The organism is Leptotrichia sp. oral taxon 218 (genome assembly GCF_018128225.1).
Classification (GTDB): Bacteria; Fusobacteriota; Fusobacteriia; order Fusobacteriales; family Leptotrichiaceae; genus Leptotrichia.
This window is the reverse complement of the sequence record NZ_CP072377.1, coordinates 1,107,981-1,124,036: the sequence shown is the minus strand read 5'-3', so window position 1 is coordinate 1,124,036 and position 16,056 is coordinate 1,107,981. Positions and strand designations below refer to the sequence as shown.

General features: G+C 30.7%; 9 protein-coding genes. 3 read left to right on the top strand and 6 right to left on the bottom strand.

Annotated elements, in window-relative coordinates:
• Positions 1-100 precede the first annotated feature (100 nt).
• Together J5A73_RS05180 and J5A73_RS05175 are read right to left on the bottom strand one after the other, a co-directional pair.
• Positions 101-658, bottom strand: a complete 558-nt coding sequence (locus J5A73_RS05180) for a hypothetical protein (protein ID WP_211613620.1) — start codon at positions 656-658, stop codon at positions 101-103.
• 173 nt (positions 659-831) lie between these two features.
• Positions 832-1,578, bottom strand: coding sequence for a lipopolysaccharide biosynthesis protein (locus tag J5A73_RS05175; RefSeq protein ID WP_211613618.1), 747 nt, complete (start codon positions 1,576-1,578; stop codon positions 832-834).
• 205 nt (positions 1,579-1,783) lie between these two features.
• Here J5A73_RS05175 and J5A73_RS05170 point away from each other — a divergent pair, with 205 nt between their 5' ends.
• A complete protein-coding gene (locus J5A73_RS05170; RefSeq protein WP_211613616.1) occupies positions 1,784-3,025 on the top strand; it encodes a Fic family protein in 1,242 nt (413 codons plus the stop codon).
• Positions 3,026-3,152: 127 nt separating this feature from the next.
• On the opposite strand, the gene J5A73_RS05165 is transcribed toward J5A73_RS05170, so the two are convergent.
• The 4 genes from J5A73_RS05165 to J5A73_RS05150 form a co-directional block, all read right to left on the bottom strand.
• Positions 3,153-3,938: an ABC transporter ATP-binding protein gene (locus J5A73_RS05165; protein ID WP_211613614.1), complete on the bottom strand. Its 786-nt coding sequence runs from the start codon at positions 3,936-3,938 to the stop codon at positions 3,153-3,155.
• A 3-nt stretch (positions 3,939-3,941) separates the two neighbouring features.
• Positions 3,942-5,078 carry an ABC transporter permease gene (locus J5A73_RS05160; RefSeq protein ID WP_211613612.1) on the bottom strand — a complete coding sequence of 379 codons (1,137 nt, stop codon included), beginning with the start codon at positions 5,076-5,078 and terminating at the stop codon, positions 3,942-3,944.
• Between the two features lie 37 nt (positions 5,079-5,115).
• Complete coding sequence (locus J5A73_RS05155) at positions 5,116-6,087, bottom strand: ABC transporter substrate-binding protein (RefSeq protein ID WP_211613610.1); 972 nt, start codon at positions 6,085-6,087, stop codon at positions 5,116-5,118.
• A gap of 161 nt (positions 6,088-6,248) precedes the next feature.
• On the bottom strand, positions 6,249-7,217 hold the full coding sequence (locus J5A73_RS05150) for an ABC transporter substrate-binding protein (RefSeq protein ID WP_211613608.1): 969 nt from the start codon (positions 7,215-7,217) through the stop codon (positions 6,249-6,251).
• Positions 7,218-7,574: 357 nt separating this feature from the next.
• On the opposite strand from J5A73_RS05150, the gene J5A73_RS05145 reads away from it, so the two are divergent.
• Positions 7,575-14,414 (top strand): autotransporter-associated N-terminal domain-containing protein, encoded by a 6,840-nt coding sequence (locus tag J5A73_RS05145; protein ID WP_211613606.1) that lies wholly within the window; start codon positions 7,575-7,577, stop codon positions 14,412-14,414.
• Positions 14,415-14,640: 226 nt separating this feature from the next.
• Positions 14,641-16,029, top strand: a complete 1,389-nt coding sequence (asnS, locus tag J5A73_RS05140; protein WP_211613604.1) for an asparagine--tRNA ligase — start codon at positions 14,641-14,643, stop codon at positions 16,027-16,029.
• Positions 16,030-16,056: the final 27 nt, after the last annotated feature.

Here is a 16,056-nt window from a genome sequence, read left to right as displayed (position 1 = left end):
CAAATTTTATTTTTAAAATTTAAAGTTTAAAATTTAAAATAAAAAAAATAAAACTATCTTAAGAAATTTAGAAATTAATTTTTAAGATAGTTTTTTATTTTTAAAAAAATTTATCAAAAGATATATTTTGTTTTAAAGAAATTAAAAGCGAGAAAATAATGACGAAAAGAAAAGCCACACGAAAAAAATTTTTTTCACTTTTTCTTTTTAAAATAAAAGTAATTATTATTAAAATGAGATTTGTGACTAAATCGAGATAATTTTTTAACTTGTAGACAGAAAATCCTGTCAAAAGAATGATAAAAATTATCATAGTGGCGATTGTTTCATCTTTTGATAAACTTTTTTCTACAATTGGAAATTGCAAAAGCGCTGTTCCTTTAAAACTTTTTGGAAATAAATCATAAAGCAGATGAATTGCAATTCCAAGACTAAGTCCAACCGTCACAAAATCTGTTATGTCATACTTCGTTTTATAACTCAATGTAAGAATTTTATTTTGATGCAGTGCGAATAAAATAATTACAAGTAATGGAGAGTGAGTTAATATATTTCTGTGACTTAATTTTAATTTAAAGTCGTAATCTGGAAATTTGAAGCCGACATAATAAAAAAATGTTAAAACTAATGTCGTTATCGTATGATAAAAAAAATCCATTTCTCTTTTTCTTTTCCCTTTCGTTTTTTTTATTTTTATTTACTTTATTTTATTTTATTTTTTTTTGTTATTTTAATTATTTTATTTTTATTTTTTTAAATATTTAAATTTTTTAATATTTTTCTCAAATCTATTCTTTTTTTAAATTTATTTATTTTATTTATTTTTACAATTTAATTTTTGCTTTTAATATCTTTCCAATCCAATGTATTTGAAAAATCTTTAACAAATGCGGCAAAAATTCCTAAAAATAGTCCGACAAAAAGTGATGCTGCTAAAACTAATTTTTTGTTTAATGACGGTTTTGTAGTTGAGTTAATGTATTTTATAACTGGACTTGAATCGTTTTTTAGAAGTCTATAATACGAAAGTCTTGAAACTAAAGTATCAGTTAAAGGGTCTTTTGTCGTTCTGATATCTGTGTTTTTAGAAATAAATTTATACTGTTCGTCTAATAATTTTAATTGCGCATCCAAATAGCTGTTCTTTTTTTCATTCAAATAATTTTGTGCAAGTATGTGATATTCTTTGGAAAAATTTTCTCCTTCAGATTTGCTTTTTGATGAAAATTTTACTTTTACCATCGGATCGCCAGTTTCAGTTTGTGTAGTAAGTCTAGTTGACATTTCTTTTAAAAATTTATTTTCTGGCAAATTTAAATTTTTTAGCGTTTTTGAGTGACTTTTTATGTAGGAAAAAAACTCAAATGAACTAAGTGAATATTGAGAATTTTCTCCAATTTCTGTCAAAACTTTGTCATTTCCGTATAAGTTTATTTCTGTTTTAAAAGATTTATGCAAAAAAACAAAAGCTGTTGCAAGTACCATTGTTATAACTGTAATTAGTGCAATTAAGTTTTTGTTTTTGTAAATAATTCTAATTATTGTGTTCAAATTTAATGTCTGATTTTCTGTATTCATTTTAATTTCCTTTCTAAAAATAAAATATTTTTTCTCAATTAAGATTTTACCAAAAAAAATGGGATATTACAACAAAAATTTTAAAAACTGTGTATTTTGAATTTTTTAAATAATTTTAGTAATTATAAAAAATAAAAAAATTTTTTATAAAATCTTTACTTTAAAATATAAAAATGATATTATTTATATAATAGGAGTGATTGAAATGTATATAAAATATGAAAAATTAGAAAAATTATATTATAAAAGTAAGAAATTAGATGAAGAATATGAAAAAAGAATAAAAGATAGCTCAACGATTGTTACAAATTTGATGATTTATTCCGAATATAAAAAAAAGCAAGTGCCATTGTTTTTTAAATTTTTGCCGAAACACTTTAAATTGCAGGAAGAAATTTATAAAAATAGTAAAAAAATTGAATTAGAATTTCAAAAGTTGACTTCTTTGATGATGTTTTATACAGTAAATAAATTGTTTGTAAATGAAATTCTTTATACGAACAAAGTTGAAGGGATTCATTCTAGCAAAAAGGCTATTTATTCCGAATTGCAAAATAAAACTGGTAAAAAAAAATTTAGTAAAAAAGAAAAATTAGTTGGAATTGTAAAAAAATATGAAAATATTTTGAAAAATAAAGAAGAAAAAATTGAAAGTTCTGAAGATTTTAGGAAAATATATGAAAAATTGTTTATTGATTTTTTGGAGAGTGAAAATTATAAATTAGATGGAAAAATTTTTAGAAAAGATGGCGTTGAAATAAAAAACGATGCGATGGAAGTAATTCATCGGGGAATTTTAGGAGAGGAAAATATACAAAAAGAAGTTGAAAAAGTAATAAAACTTTTAAACGACAAAGAAATTCCGTCGCTTATAAAAATTTCAATAATTCATTTTTTTGTTGAATATATTCATCCGTTTTATGACGGCAATGGTCGCTTTGGAAGATATTTGCTGTCAATGAACTTGGCTAAATATGTGGGAAAATATACAGCGCTGTCAATTTCATATATGATTGCACAAAATAAAATGAAATATTATAAATCATTCAAAGAAGTTGAGAGTAAATATAATTTGGGAGAAATAACTTTTTTTGTTGAAAATATTTTGGAAAATGTTATTGAAGGACAGAATTCAATTTTGGAATTAATTGAAAAAACGATTGAAAAAGCGGAATATATGGATAAAATTTGTGAAGAAATTGAAAATCAAAGAAAAGATGTGAAAAAAATAGAAATGCAAATATTATATATTTTTATCCAAGATTATTTATTTAACGAATTTGAAAAAATAAAAAATAAAGATATAGCAAAAATTCCGAATTTAAATAAAACTCAACAGACGATAAATAAATATACGAAAGAATTGAAAAAAAAAGGATTTATAAAAAAAGTTTCCAGTCGTCCTTTGAGATATGAAATAGAAAGCTGGATAGCAGAAAAATTTTAAAATTCTAAAATTTTTTCTAAAACTAATAAAAAAGTGGAAATTTATTTTTATTTTATATTATTTCCACTTTTATTTTTATAATTTTAATATTTTCAATTTTTAAAATTTTTTAAAATTCAAAAATTTTTTAAAACACATCTTTATCTGACAATTTTGCGTCTTTTGTCTTAAACATTTCTAGTAGTTTTTCAACAGTAAGTTTTTGCTTTTCAGCACCTTTTATGTCGAAAATAACTTCTCCTGCGTGAAGCATAATAAGACGATTTCCATAAGTTATCGCATCTTGCATGTTGTGAGTTATCATAAGACTTGTGATATTATTTTTTTCGATAATTTCCTTTGTCTTTTCCAAAATTTTATTGGAAGTTTCTGGGTCAAGTGCTGCTGTATGTTCGTCTAATAAAAGTATGTCTGGACGGTTTAGTGTTGCCATTATAAGCGATAAACACTGTCTTTGTCCACCAGATAGAAGTCCTACTTGGGTGTGTAGCTGCTTTTCAAGACCTAAACCGATGTCGGCTAATTGTCCTTTGTAAAAATCAATGTTTTTTGTGTCAAGTCCGAATGTAAAATTAAATCTTTTTCCTTTGTTTTTTGCCATTGACAAATTTTCTAAAACGGTCATTGAAGGCGCTGTTCCCATTGTTGGATTTTGATAAACTTGAGAAATCCATCTAGCTCTTTTGTGCTGTTCTATAGATGTTATATTTTGTCCATTTAAAATAATTTCTCCTGCGTCAGGTATCACTTGTCCATTTAGAACATTTAATAAAGTCGATTTTCCTGCACCGTTACTTCCAATAACTGTTATAAAATCTCCATCATTTATCGTAAAATCCAGTCCTCTAAAAACTTTTTTTTCTGTTCCAAGTTCTGAAAAAAATGTTTTATGTAAATCTTTTATTTCTATCATTTTTTATCTTCCACTTTCTTTTTTCAATTTTTTCTTACCTTTTTTGGCTTTCTTTGCAAATTCATGCCATAAAATTATTGTCAAAATTATAGCTGTAATAATTTTTACATCAGTTGGCTTGATTTCCAAAATTTGGATTAAGCCGTCTGGCAATTTGATTGCTTGAAATAGTGATTTTGTCCAGCTGTTTGACATAAGTGCCAAATTTATTATGAAATAGTACATAAGTGAACCTATTGTAACAATTGAAATTTCGTTTATCAGTTGTGATTTTTTTAATACTCCAAGTCCTAAAATTATTGCAGCAAGACCGATTACGATTGTTCCAACCCCAGATTGTAAATCCGCAACTTTTAAGTTTTGTGCAAAAAGTGCTCCAGATAGTGCGACAACTCCATTTGAAATCATAAGTCCAAATATTTTTAATCTTTTCTGATTGACTCCCAAACTGATTACAAGCTGTTCGTTATTTCCCAGTGCTCTTAACGCAAATCCGAATTTTGAAGTTAAAATATAATCAATTATCATTTTTATGACAAAAGCGATTATAACAGTTAGCATAAGTTTTACATCTTTTGTAAGTGCAACATAGACAATTAATGCAATTGTTGAAACTATGTAAACTCCCATACTCACAAACATATATTTATTTGCTTTGATTTTATAATCGTAAAATCCTTTTAAAATTAATAAAATTACTAATATTATTATAAACGGAATAAAGTTTTTTTCAAATGACACTATTTCGTAAATACTTCTCTCTGGTGAAATAAACACATTTGGCATTCCGACAATTCTGGAATTTATACTGTAAAGTCCAGTCATTACAAGAATTCCCGCAAGAAGTCCATTGATTTTTAAATACACATGTAGCGCTCCTGTAATAAGTCCAGCTATCATTCCACCAATAACAGCTAAAATAAGTCCCATAACTGGACTTGTTATTCCAAAAAATCCTTTTGATGAAAGGGAAAATGCCGCAAAGATAAATCCTCCAAGTGGAAAGGTTCCGTCAACTGACATATCTGGAAAATCAAGTATTTTATAAGTCAAATAGACTCCCATTACCATTATCGAATATATAAATCCTATCTTAAAAGCTTCTGGCAAGCTCTGTAAGAAAATTACTAATTCATTCATTTTTTACTCTCTTTCTTTTTGTATTAATTTTTTTGTTTTATTTACCCATAATTTCAGCGCCTTTAAATAAAGGATTATTTATATCAATTCCAAGCGCTTTTGCAGTTTTTTCGTTGACATAAAGTTTTAATTGTTTTGAAGTTTCAAAAGGAACTTGTGAAACAGGTTTTCCGTTTAAGATTTCAACTGCCATCTGTCCAGTTCTTTTACCTAATTGGTAGTAGTCAATTCCCATTGTAAATAATGCTCCAATTCCAACTGATGAATTTTCAGAAACTACGACTATTTTTTTAGCGCTTATTGCTTCTGATGTGATAAGCTGCATTCCTGAAACTACTAAGTTATCTGTTGGCAAATAAAGTGCGTCAACTTGTGTAAGTAAATTTTTTGTAGCTTGAGCTAATTCTCCAAAATTTGTAATACCTTGTAATACAACTTCTAATTTTTTCTCTTTAGCTCTTTTTTGAATTTCAGCTATTTGAACAAGTGAATTTTGTTCAGACGGATTGTATAAAACTCCTATTTTTTTTACATTTGGATTTAATTTTAAAAGTAGATCTAATTGCTGCGAAACATTGTCAACCTTGTCGCTTGTCCCTGTCACATTTGAATTTAGAATTTTGGCAGAAGCGGGGTCTGTCACGGCAGAAAATAGAACTGGTATGTCAGTTATGTTGTTTGCAAGTTGCTGTGCTGACGGAGTTGCAATTCCAAATACCAAGTCTTTTTTGTCAGCTTTATAGTTATTTGCGATTAATGTTGCAGTTGAAACTTCTCCATTTGCATTTTTTTCATCAAAGTCGGCGTCAATTCCAGCTTGTTTTATCGCATCTTCAAATCCTTTTTTTACCAAGTCAAGCGATGGATGTGTCATAAACTGAGTTACTCCAATTTTGAATTTAGCTTTTTGCTGTGAATTATTTTGAGTTTTTCCATTGGCGGCATCATTTTTATTTCCGCACGAAAGTGCAAAAATTAAACTTACAAGTACCAATAATATCTTTTTCATGTCCTTATTTTTCCTTTCTTAAATTATTATTAATTATTATTTTTTAAATTTCTTGAGTTTACTAATTTTTTTATTTTTATTTTTTTTAAATTTAAAATTTTTAATTTTTTGATTAATTAATTAATTTAATTATTTAATTTAATAAAAAATTTTTATATTTTTTATTTTACCATTTTTGCTTTACTTTTAATATCTTGTGGCAAGTTAATATTTAGCGCTGCAAGTGTTTTTTCATTAATAACGATTTCACTTAATGGCATTTGCTTAAACTGAATTTCACTTGGCTTTTTACCATTTTTCAAAATATCAATTGCCATTTTTCCAGCTTCTTTTCCGATTTCGTAATAACTTACTCCCTGAGTTATCAAAGCTCCTTTTTCTACATGAGCGGCTTCCGCTCCAAATACTATTTTCTTAGCATTTGTAGCTTTTTCTGTAATTAAATTTGCAACTGAAGCGACCAAGTTGTCTGTCGGTAAATAGATTGCATCGGCTTCTCTTGTCAAATTGTCAACTGTCTGTGGAATTTCATTTGCTTGAGTTACACTTTTTTCAACAATTGTAAGTCCTAGTGGCGCTGCTGCTTTTTTTAAGTCTTCCACTTGAACTTTTGAATTTGGCTCAGATGAATTGTAAATTACACCAACTGATTTGATTTTGCCATCCAATCTTTTTAGCAGTTTCATTTGTTCAGCTACATCCATTCTGTCACTGACACCAGTTACATTTGGTTTTAAAATTCCAGCTGATTTTGGATCTGTAATTGCTGCAAAAACAATTGGTATAGAACTTGTTGACTGAACTGCGGTTTGTGCTGTACTTGTCGCTATTGCGTAAATTAAGTCAACTTTTGAACTGGCAAAGTTATTTGCAATAAGATTTGCGTTTGCAGTTTCTCCGTTTGCATTTTTTTCATCAAAATCTGCATCGACTCCAGCTTCTTTAAAGGCATCTTCAAATCCTTTTCTCGCATTATCTAGCGCCGGGTGTGACGCAATTTGTGTAATTCCTATCTTAAATTTTTTGGAACTACCAGTTTTTTCATTCGCTTTGTTTCCGCTTTCTGATGAATTACCGCAACCGATAACCATAAATGTCAAAACGGTAAACAAAATTAACAATTTTTTCATAAAAATTCCTCACTTCCTACTATCCTACATTTTTTTCATCATTAAATAATACCATTTTTCTTTAAAAAAAACAATATTTAAAATAAAAAGAATGGGAAAATTAAAGAGAATAAATTAGAAAAAAATAAAATAAAAGTAGAATATAAGCAAGTAAAGGTGCAAAAGTTAGAGCTTTCTCCATTTTTTAGTAATTTCTTTAAAAAATATTTGATTTTTTCTTTTTTTTTGATATAATAAACAAAAGATAGTAAAATTTGAAATAAAAAATTTGAGAAATTTTGAAGTTAAAATTTTGATATTTTCTTAAATTGAGTTTCAAGTTTTTTAATTTTTAAATATAAAGAAGAGAGGAAAAAAATGACAAATAATTTAAAAGATTTGAAAAAAGAATTAAAATCTTTTGCTAAAAGAGTAAAAGACTTTAAATATACAGATTCAGCGCTTATTTCGTTTTTATTGACGGGAGCGATAGGAACAGGAGGACTTTCTTTTAATCTTTTTTCGGCTGAAGATGAGATAAAAGAACAGACAAAACAGATAAACACATCAATTGTGCAGCTAAGACAAGATTTTAAAAAAGCCAGAACTGAAAATAAAAAACTTCTTCGTAACACAAATTTGGAGTTAATTCAGTTAATGGAACAAGGAGATCATGTAGTAAAATCTCCATGGAGCAGCTGGCAATACGGAATAAACGGAATGTACAACAATTGGCAAGGTCACTACAAAGGTCGTGGAGATAAAACGGCTGATGTGAAATATGAAAGAGATAAGACAATGGGGAAATATAAATATAATACGACTCCAAATACACATGCTCTTTACGGAAATACGACAGAACTTGGATTGAAGAGAGAGCCAAATGCGATGATACCGGTGTCGGCTTCGCTTAAACCAATTGCACCGAAGTTGAAGGCGGTAGATGTTTCAATGTCTGTAGATGTTAGCAATCTACCTAATTTTATTCCTAGAACAGTTAGTTCTCCAAAAGCACCTAATGTCAGTGCTCCATCTGTTAATTTGAATGTTGATTTAACATTAACTGCTAGATCAAGAGGAAGCTGGCAACGGATTACTGCAATGAATGGTAATAATAATAGAGGAGTATTAGGAAATGATACAGATAATAATAATCATAATGGAGTATTTGAAGGGGTTACTATTAAAAGTGGAACAATAAATGTTACAAGAAATTTAGGAAGCAATATAAATTATCAAAAATTAACTTATAGTGTACCTGGTAGCATAACTATAAAAAATACTTCTCCAGGTTTTCCTGTGTATTCATATAATGCTACATTAAATGGATTAGCATATGGTGGTGAAAAATCAGTTTCTGGACTATCTTCAATAACAGAAGATAATGTGAATGGTTTGTTTCAAATTTCTGGTAATTCTGGTACACCTAGTGGTGCATTTCTTTTAAATAATGCGGATGTGAAATATGTTAGTGGTCCTGATGCTGCACATACCGAGGAACTTGTGCATCAAGATATACATGGTGGACTGCAATTTAGTAAAGTGATTACTGAGTTTAATGGTTTAGCTTCCTCAGGACTTGATTTAAGTGAAAGTTTTAAAGATATTTTAGGTATGAAAATAATAGAAGATGGAACGGCTCCGCATGGAGGATATAATATTTTTACGAATACAGGAAATATTGATATAAGCGGTAAATATGCTACTTTTTCAAATAGTTATTCGCATGATGATCATGGAAGAGCAAATGGAATAATTGTAAATCAAGGAAAAATAATTCATAATTCTATGGAAAGTGCTGTATTTATTGTTTCGCCTGACACTACTCATAATTATACACAGCAATTCTTTTATAATGAAGGTAAATTATCTGGGACTGGTGCTAGAATAGGTGATATAACTACAAAAGCAAACAAAACAGCAATGTTTTATTTTGCAAATGATGCATATCGTGGTGGCTATGAATTTCCTCATTCTATTGCTAATGGTTTTCCTATTGTTTCCGATAGACGGATAGCAGTGATAAATAAAGGTAAAATGACTATGGAAGGAGATCAAAGTGTAGGTATTTATTTTAATCCAAGAGAGGTTACTGATCCTAATGTTCCAACTCAATTTTCTCACTCATTAGTTTTTACTAATTTTTCTAAAGCTTTGTCAGCAGGAAAAGGAGCGCCTGGAACTCCAGTACAAGGTACAGCTACCAGTTTAGCTGGTACTGACACAACTGTAACATATGTAGGTGATGCTTTTTGGAATGGCAGTAGTAGAGATAAGATTAATAAACTTGATATAAATGTTGGAACAAATGCAGGTGATGGTGGAAAATGGGCAGATACGAATATGGCAGATGAAGCCATTGTAATGAAAGGTAATAATAGTGCCGGTATCTATGTTCCTGGAACACATAACTGGATAAATGGGGCCTTTGGAGTTGAACTAAAAAATAATGGTGGAAAAGATAGTGGTGGAAACTCATTAGGTTCAGCAGGAATTTATTCAAAATCGGCAATTGACTTACAAGCTCATTATATTCACTTGAATGGAAGTGGTGCAAGTAACGGTAATGGTCAAAATAATGTGGGAGTTTATACGCCAGGAACTGGAACTGCAAATGGTGTAATGGTAAATTTAGGAATTGGTAGAATTAAGATGACTGGTGGTGCAAATAACACAGGAATAGCAGTTGAAAATGGTGGTTCTGTCCATTCAGAAAGTGATATGGTACTTGATGGTGGTACTAATAATACAGCTATTTTTGCTGATAATAAAAATACAACTAGTACAAATGTTCAAAATGATTGGGAAGCAACAGCAAGAAGTATTTCAACAAGCAATACGACAACAGATAATATATTTATTTTTGCAGATAATGGAGCAAGAGTTAAAACTCATGAAACTCTAGGTGGATTGAAAGTTCAAAGTACTGTTTCAGCTGATCCATTAAGTGGTACTTCTACGCCTACGACAGGAGCAGTTTACGCTAAAAGAGGTGCGAAAGTTGATATTTCAAGAAGAACAACAAATTCATTTACAACTTCGACAGATTGGAATGTTGATGTTACTGGTAAACAAGTAGGTAAACTTGTGGCTGGAAAATGGCAAGCTATCGATGAATATACAGGATTTGGATTATATGCTGATGGAAAAGATGCTTCAAATAATCCAACTAAAATAATAGCGGATAATAATAGAATTAAAGTTGTAGATGGTTCAACAGCGGTAGCTTCGACTAATGGAGCAAATGTTTCATTAAAAGGAAGTACAGTACATTATGAAGGTACAGGATATGCGCTTTATACCGATAATGGCGGTACAATTGATATGAGTAAAAATGGAACACAAACTTCAAGACTTGAATTAGGTGGAAAAGCAGTAGGTTACATTAATGATACATATGTTCCTAATAGTCCTGTAAACTTAACAGATGCCACTATTCATGTTTCTTCAAATGATGTAATAATTGCTGATTTGCAAAATAGTGATCCAGCAGCGGGAGGAGTTGTTACATTAAATATTAATAACTCTCCATTAGGTTCAGGTTCATTGCAAGATCAGACATTAGGTACTGGAATAACTGTAACTAATGATCCGGCAGCAACACAATATAAGTATGCTTCAGTTGACAACGGAGTTTTAAATATTAATGCTTCATTAGACAGAGGATTAACAACACCAGCTGGAAATAGTGACAGTGAAGTATTTAGTAAAAGATTGCTTTATCAAAATTCAATTGTTAATGTAGCGTCAACAGGTGGAGTTAAAGCTAACTTAAATACAGCACAAGTTCATGACATTGATTCTAGCTGGAAATCTCCAATTGGAATAGCACTAAGTGCAAGTAGTAAAAGTACAACTAACAATACTACACAAATTAATAACGATGGTAAAATTGAAGTAAATAGAACTGATACAGGTGCTGGTGGAGTTGGACTTTATGTAAATTATGGTAAAATCCACAATCAGTCTAATGGAGTTGTAGAAGTTGAAACAACTAATAAAAATACAGGAGCAGTTGGAATTTTCGGAACAAATAGCACACCAATTGTAAATGATGGAACTGTGACAGTTGGCGGTAAAAAATCATTCGGTATTTTAGGACTTTCTTACAGACTTGATAATGCAGGAGCAATTGTAGATCCTTCGTCAGAACCATTTAAAACAGCTACAACGCCTTTTGGAACAGTTGATGTGACAAATAATAAAACTATCACTATGAGTGATGATTCAGCAATTGGAATTTATGTTTTAAATAACAGTAGCAAAACAACAGTTCCAGTGACAAAAGGAGATGTAAAAGCGACAAATAGTTCAACTGGAACAATTACGATAAATGGAAATAATAGCTCAGTTGGAATGGGAGCAAATAATGGAACTTTAACAAATGATGGTAAAATCACTGTAAATGGAACAAAATCAGCTGGAATGTACGGAACAAACGAATCTGACTTAATAAACAACGGAGAAATCAATGTTGCAGCTACATCCGCTAAAAACGAGTCAATTGGAATGTACATCGACGACCAAAAATCTACAATTGCAAATACAGGAAAAATAAATGTCGGAAAATCTTCTTATGGAATTTTTGGGAAAAAAGTTGATATGACAAGTGGAGAAATTAATGTTGATGACAATGGAGTTGGAGTTTACTCAACTGGTCCTGCTGTAAATCTAACAGGTGGAAAAATTAATGTGGCAAACAATAACGCCGTTGGAGTTTACATCGCTGATGATGCGACTAATCCACAACCTACAACAGTTACAGGAAATGTGGATATGAAAGTTGGAGATACGGATTCATTTGGATATTTGATAACAGCTAAGAATGCCAAGACTGATTTGACAACACATGCGCCAAACGATGTTCACATTGGAGAAAAATCTGTATATATTTATTCAGGAGCGCCAAAAGCGTTGGGTGGAAAAATTGAAAACTACTCTAATATTGTGACTGATAAAAATAACGGATATGGAATTTATTCATCGCAGGATTCAATAAATTATGGAAATATTGACTTGAGATCTGGAGATGGGAATATAGGAATTTACTCAACGCAGGGAGTTGGGAAAAACTATGGAACGATTACAGTTGGGACAAGTAATATAGCTAATAAACAATATGGAATTGGAATGGCGACTGGGTATTATGATGAAACTAAAAAAGCAACATCAAATGTAGGAATGATTGAAAATTATGGAACGATAAATGTTTCTCAGGAAAACAGTGTTGGAATGTATGCCGTTGGAAAAGGATCAACTGCGATTAATAGGGGAACTATTAACCTTGATGGGAAAAATACGACTGGAATGTACATTGACAGAGATGCGGTTGGAGAAAACTACGGAGTAATTCAGACTACACCGACAGCAAATGGAACAGGAATAAAAGGTGTAGTTGTGACAAATGGCGGAATTATTAAAAACTATGGAACGATAAATGTTGCTGGAAATAAGAATATGGGAGTTTATGTGTATAAAGGTTCAGATGGAGCTGCCACTTATGAAGAGTATAAATCTAATACTTCAACAAGACCATTTATTGAAGGAACTGCAACTGACCAGAAAGTGACAGGAAGTGCAGTAGTAAAAGTTCCACCAGCATCATTGCCAAGCGCAGTTTCAATATCAGTAAATGGAGTGGAAGTTACGCCAGTAAAAGTTAATACAAGTGTTCCAGAACCAAAAGCGCCAGAAGTAACTATCACTGACTTAACAGGAGTAACCACATTAAACTTGGCAACAGAGCAGATGGATCACGAACATACACACTCAAATGCTGAAATTTCAAGTCTTGGAATGTATGTAGATACATCAGGAATAAATTACACAAAACCAATTCAAGGATTGAGCAATTTATATGGACTTACTGATATTGACTTGATAATGGGAACAGAAGTAACAAAATACTTAAATGCCAAAGCAATACAGATAGGAGACAACATATTGAAGCCGTATAATGATGCGTTGGCAGGCGTTGTGTCTTCAGGAGTTACATTAAATGTAAATTCAGCTAGTTTGACTTGGATAGCGCAGCCAGTTGAGTCAGGAAATATATCAGCACCGATAAAAACTGTGTATATGGTAAAAATTCCTTATACTGACTTTGCGAGTGAAAATGATACGGATACAGCACATTTCTTGGATGGACTTGAACAGAGATATGGAGTTGAAGATATTCATTCGAGAGAAAAACAGATTTTCAACAAACTTAATAGCTTAGGAAAAGGGGAAAATCATATATTTGCACAAGCTGTAAATGAAATGAAAGGTTATGAGTATTCAAATACGCAGATGAGAATTAATTCGACTGGAAATGCTCTGGATAAAGAGTTCAAATATTTGCACGACGAATGGAGAAATCCTTCTAAACAGAATAACAAGATAAAAGTGTTTGGACAGAAAGACGAATTTAATACAGATACTGCAGGAGTAATTGACTATGACAGCAATGCTTACGGAGTGGCTTATGTTCACGAAGATGAAGCAGTTACGCTTGGAAATTCAACTGGATGGTATGCTGGAGCAGTTTCAAACAGATTTAAGTTTAAAGATTTAGGAAAATCAGCTGAACAGCAGTCAATGATTAAAGCAGGACTGTTTAAGACAATGTCGCCAGTAAAAGACCACAACGGAAGTTTAAGATGGACAATTGCAGGAGATGTGTTTGGCGGAGTAAATAATATGCACCGTAAATTCTGGGTTGTAGACGATGTGTTTGAATCAAAAGCTGACTACTACAGCTATGGAGCGGCACTAAAAACAGATTTAGGTTATGACATAAGATTGTCTGAAAGAACGCATCTAAGACCTTATGGAGCGTTAAAGATGGAATATGGAAGATTCTCAAGCGCAAAAGAAGACAGAGGTCAGATGAACTTGGAAGTAAAAGGAAACGACTACTTCTCAGTTAAACCAGAAGTTGGAGCAGAGTTTAAGTATGTTCAGCCATTAGCGGTTAGAACTCAGTTGTCGGTTGGACTTTCAGCTGCATATGAAAATGAACTTGGAAAACTTAATAGACTTAATCAGGCAAGAGTTCGTTATACGACAGCAGACTGGTATAACTTGAGAAATGAGAAAGAAGACAGACACGGAAATGGTAAGTTTGATTTGAATTTGGGAATTGACAATACTAGATTTGGAGTGACAGTAAACGCAGGATATGACACTAAAGGAGAAAATATTAGAGGTGGACTTGGATTTAGATTGATTTACTAATTTTTGTTACTAAAATATTTGAATGGTGAGATTAATTAAAAAAATAAAAAATAGTGGGACTTTTAGGTTTCACTATTTTTATTAATAAAAAAATCTTGATTTTATGGATAAAGTAAAGTATAATTTTACTATGAAATTTAAAAATCATGATTTAAAACAAATTTATTTGATTAAAAAAAAGATTAAATTGTGATACAATACTAAATAAAAGTTATAAGGAGAAAAAATGTTATTAGAATTGAGAGAACTACAAAAAAATACTTCAAAATATTTGGAGCAGGAAGTTACATTGAATGGATGGGTTAAAAAAATTAGAAGTCAGAAAAATTTTGGATTTATTGAATTAAATGATGGGACTTTTTTTAATGGGATTCAAATTGTGTTTGGAGAGGAACTAGAAAACTTTGCAGAAATTTCGAAACTTACTATTTCTTCGTCTATTAAAGTTACTGGAATTGTTGTAGAATCACAAGGTGCAGGACAAGATTATGAAATTAAGGCAACTGAAATTTCAGTTTATCAAAAGTCTGATTCAGATTATCCGCTTCAAAATAAAAGACATAGCTTTGAGTTTTTGAGAACGATTGCTCATTTAAGACCTAGAACAAACGCTTTTTTTGCAACATTTAGGGTGCGTTCAATTTTGTCTTATGCGATTCACAAATTTTTTCAGGAAAAAAACTTTGTGTATGTTCAAACTCCAATTATTACTGGAAGTGATGCGGAAGGTGCAGGAGAAATGTTTAGACTTACAACAATGGATATTAACAATATTCCTAAAACTGAGAGTGGCGAAGTTGACTATAAACAGGATTTTTTTGGAAAAGAAGCTAATCTTACTGTAAGCGGACAGTTAAATGTGGAAACATTTGCAACAGCTTTTAAAAATACTTACACTTTTGGACCGACATTTAGAGCAGAGCGTTCAAATACTCCTAAACACGCTGCGGAATTTTGGATGATGGAACCTGAAATTGCATTTGCGGATTTGGTTGTAAATATGGACATTATTGAAGAAATGATTAAATATATTGTAAATTATGTGAGAGAAAATGCAGCTGAAGAAATGGAATTTTTTAACAAATGGGTTGACAAAGGTCTATTTGAGCGTCTTGATACTTTGGTAAACAATAAATTTGACAGAATTACTTATACGGAAGCGATTGAAATTTTGAAAAATTCAAAAGAAAAATTTGAGTATGAAGTTGAATGGGGAATTGACTTGCAGACTGAACACGAAAGATATTTGGCGGAAAAACACTTTAAAAAACCTGTATTTGTAACTGATTATCCAAAAGATATAAAAGCGTTTTATATGAAACTTAACGAAGATGGAAAAACTGTAAGAGCAGTTGATTTACTTGCACCAGGAATTGGGGAAATCGTTGGAGGAAGTCAAAGAGAAGACGACTATGATGTACTTTTAGGAAAAATTAACGAAATGGGACTTAAAGAAAAAGATTACTGGTGGTATTTAGATCTTAGAAAATATGGAAGTGTGCCACATTCAGGATTTGGTCTTGGATTTGACAGAATGCTTATGTATATTACTGGTATGACAAATATTAGAGATGTGATACCATTTCCTAGAACTAATAAAAACCTTGAGTTTTAAGAGATTTTTTTAAGAAAAAGGTGAAAA

Coding starts and splice junctions, on each gene's coding strand:
- J5A73_RS05180 (WP_211613620.1), bottom strand. CDS start 658: ATGGATTTTTTTTATCATACGATAACGACATTAGTTTTAACATTTTTT.
- J5A73_RS05175 (WP_211613618.1), bottom strand. CDS start 1,578: ATGAATACAGAAAATCAGACATTAAATTTGAACACAATAATTAGAATT.
- J5A73_RS05170 (WP_211613616.1), top strand. CDS start 1,784: ATGTATATAAAATATGAAAAATTAGAAAAATTATATTATAAAAGTAAG.
- J5A73_RS05165 (WP_211613614.1), bottom strand. CDS start 3,938: ATGATAGAAATAAAAGATTTACATAAAACATTTTTTTCAGAACTTGGA.
- J5A73_RS05160 (WP_211613612.1), bottom strand. CDS start 5,078: ATGAATGAATTAGTAATTTTCTTACAGAGCTTGCCAGAAGCTTTTAAG.
- J5A73_RS05155 (WP_211613610.1), bottom strand. CDS start 6,087: ATGAAAAAGATATTATTGGTACTTGTAAGTTTAATTTTTGCACTTTCG.
- J5A73_RS05150 (WP_211613608.1), bottom strand. CDS start 7,217: ATGAAAAAATTGTTAATTTTGTTTACCGTTTTGACATTTATGGTTATC.
- J5A73_RS05145 (WP_211613606.1), top strand. CDS start 7,575: ATGACAAATAATTTAAAAGATTTGAAAAAAGAATTAAAATCTTTTGCT.
- asnS (WP_211613604.1), top strand. CDS start 14,641: ATGTTATTAGAATTGAGAGAACTACAAAAAAATACTTCAAAATATTTG.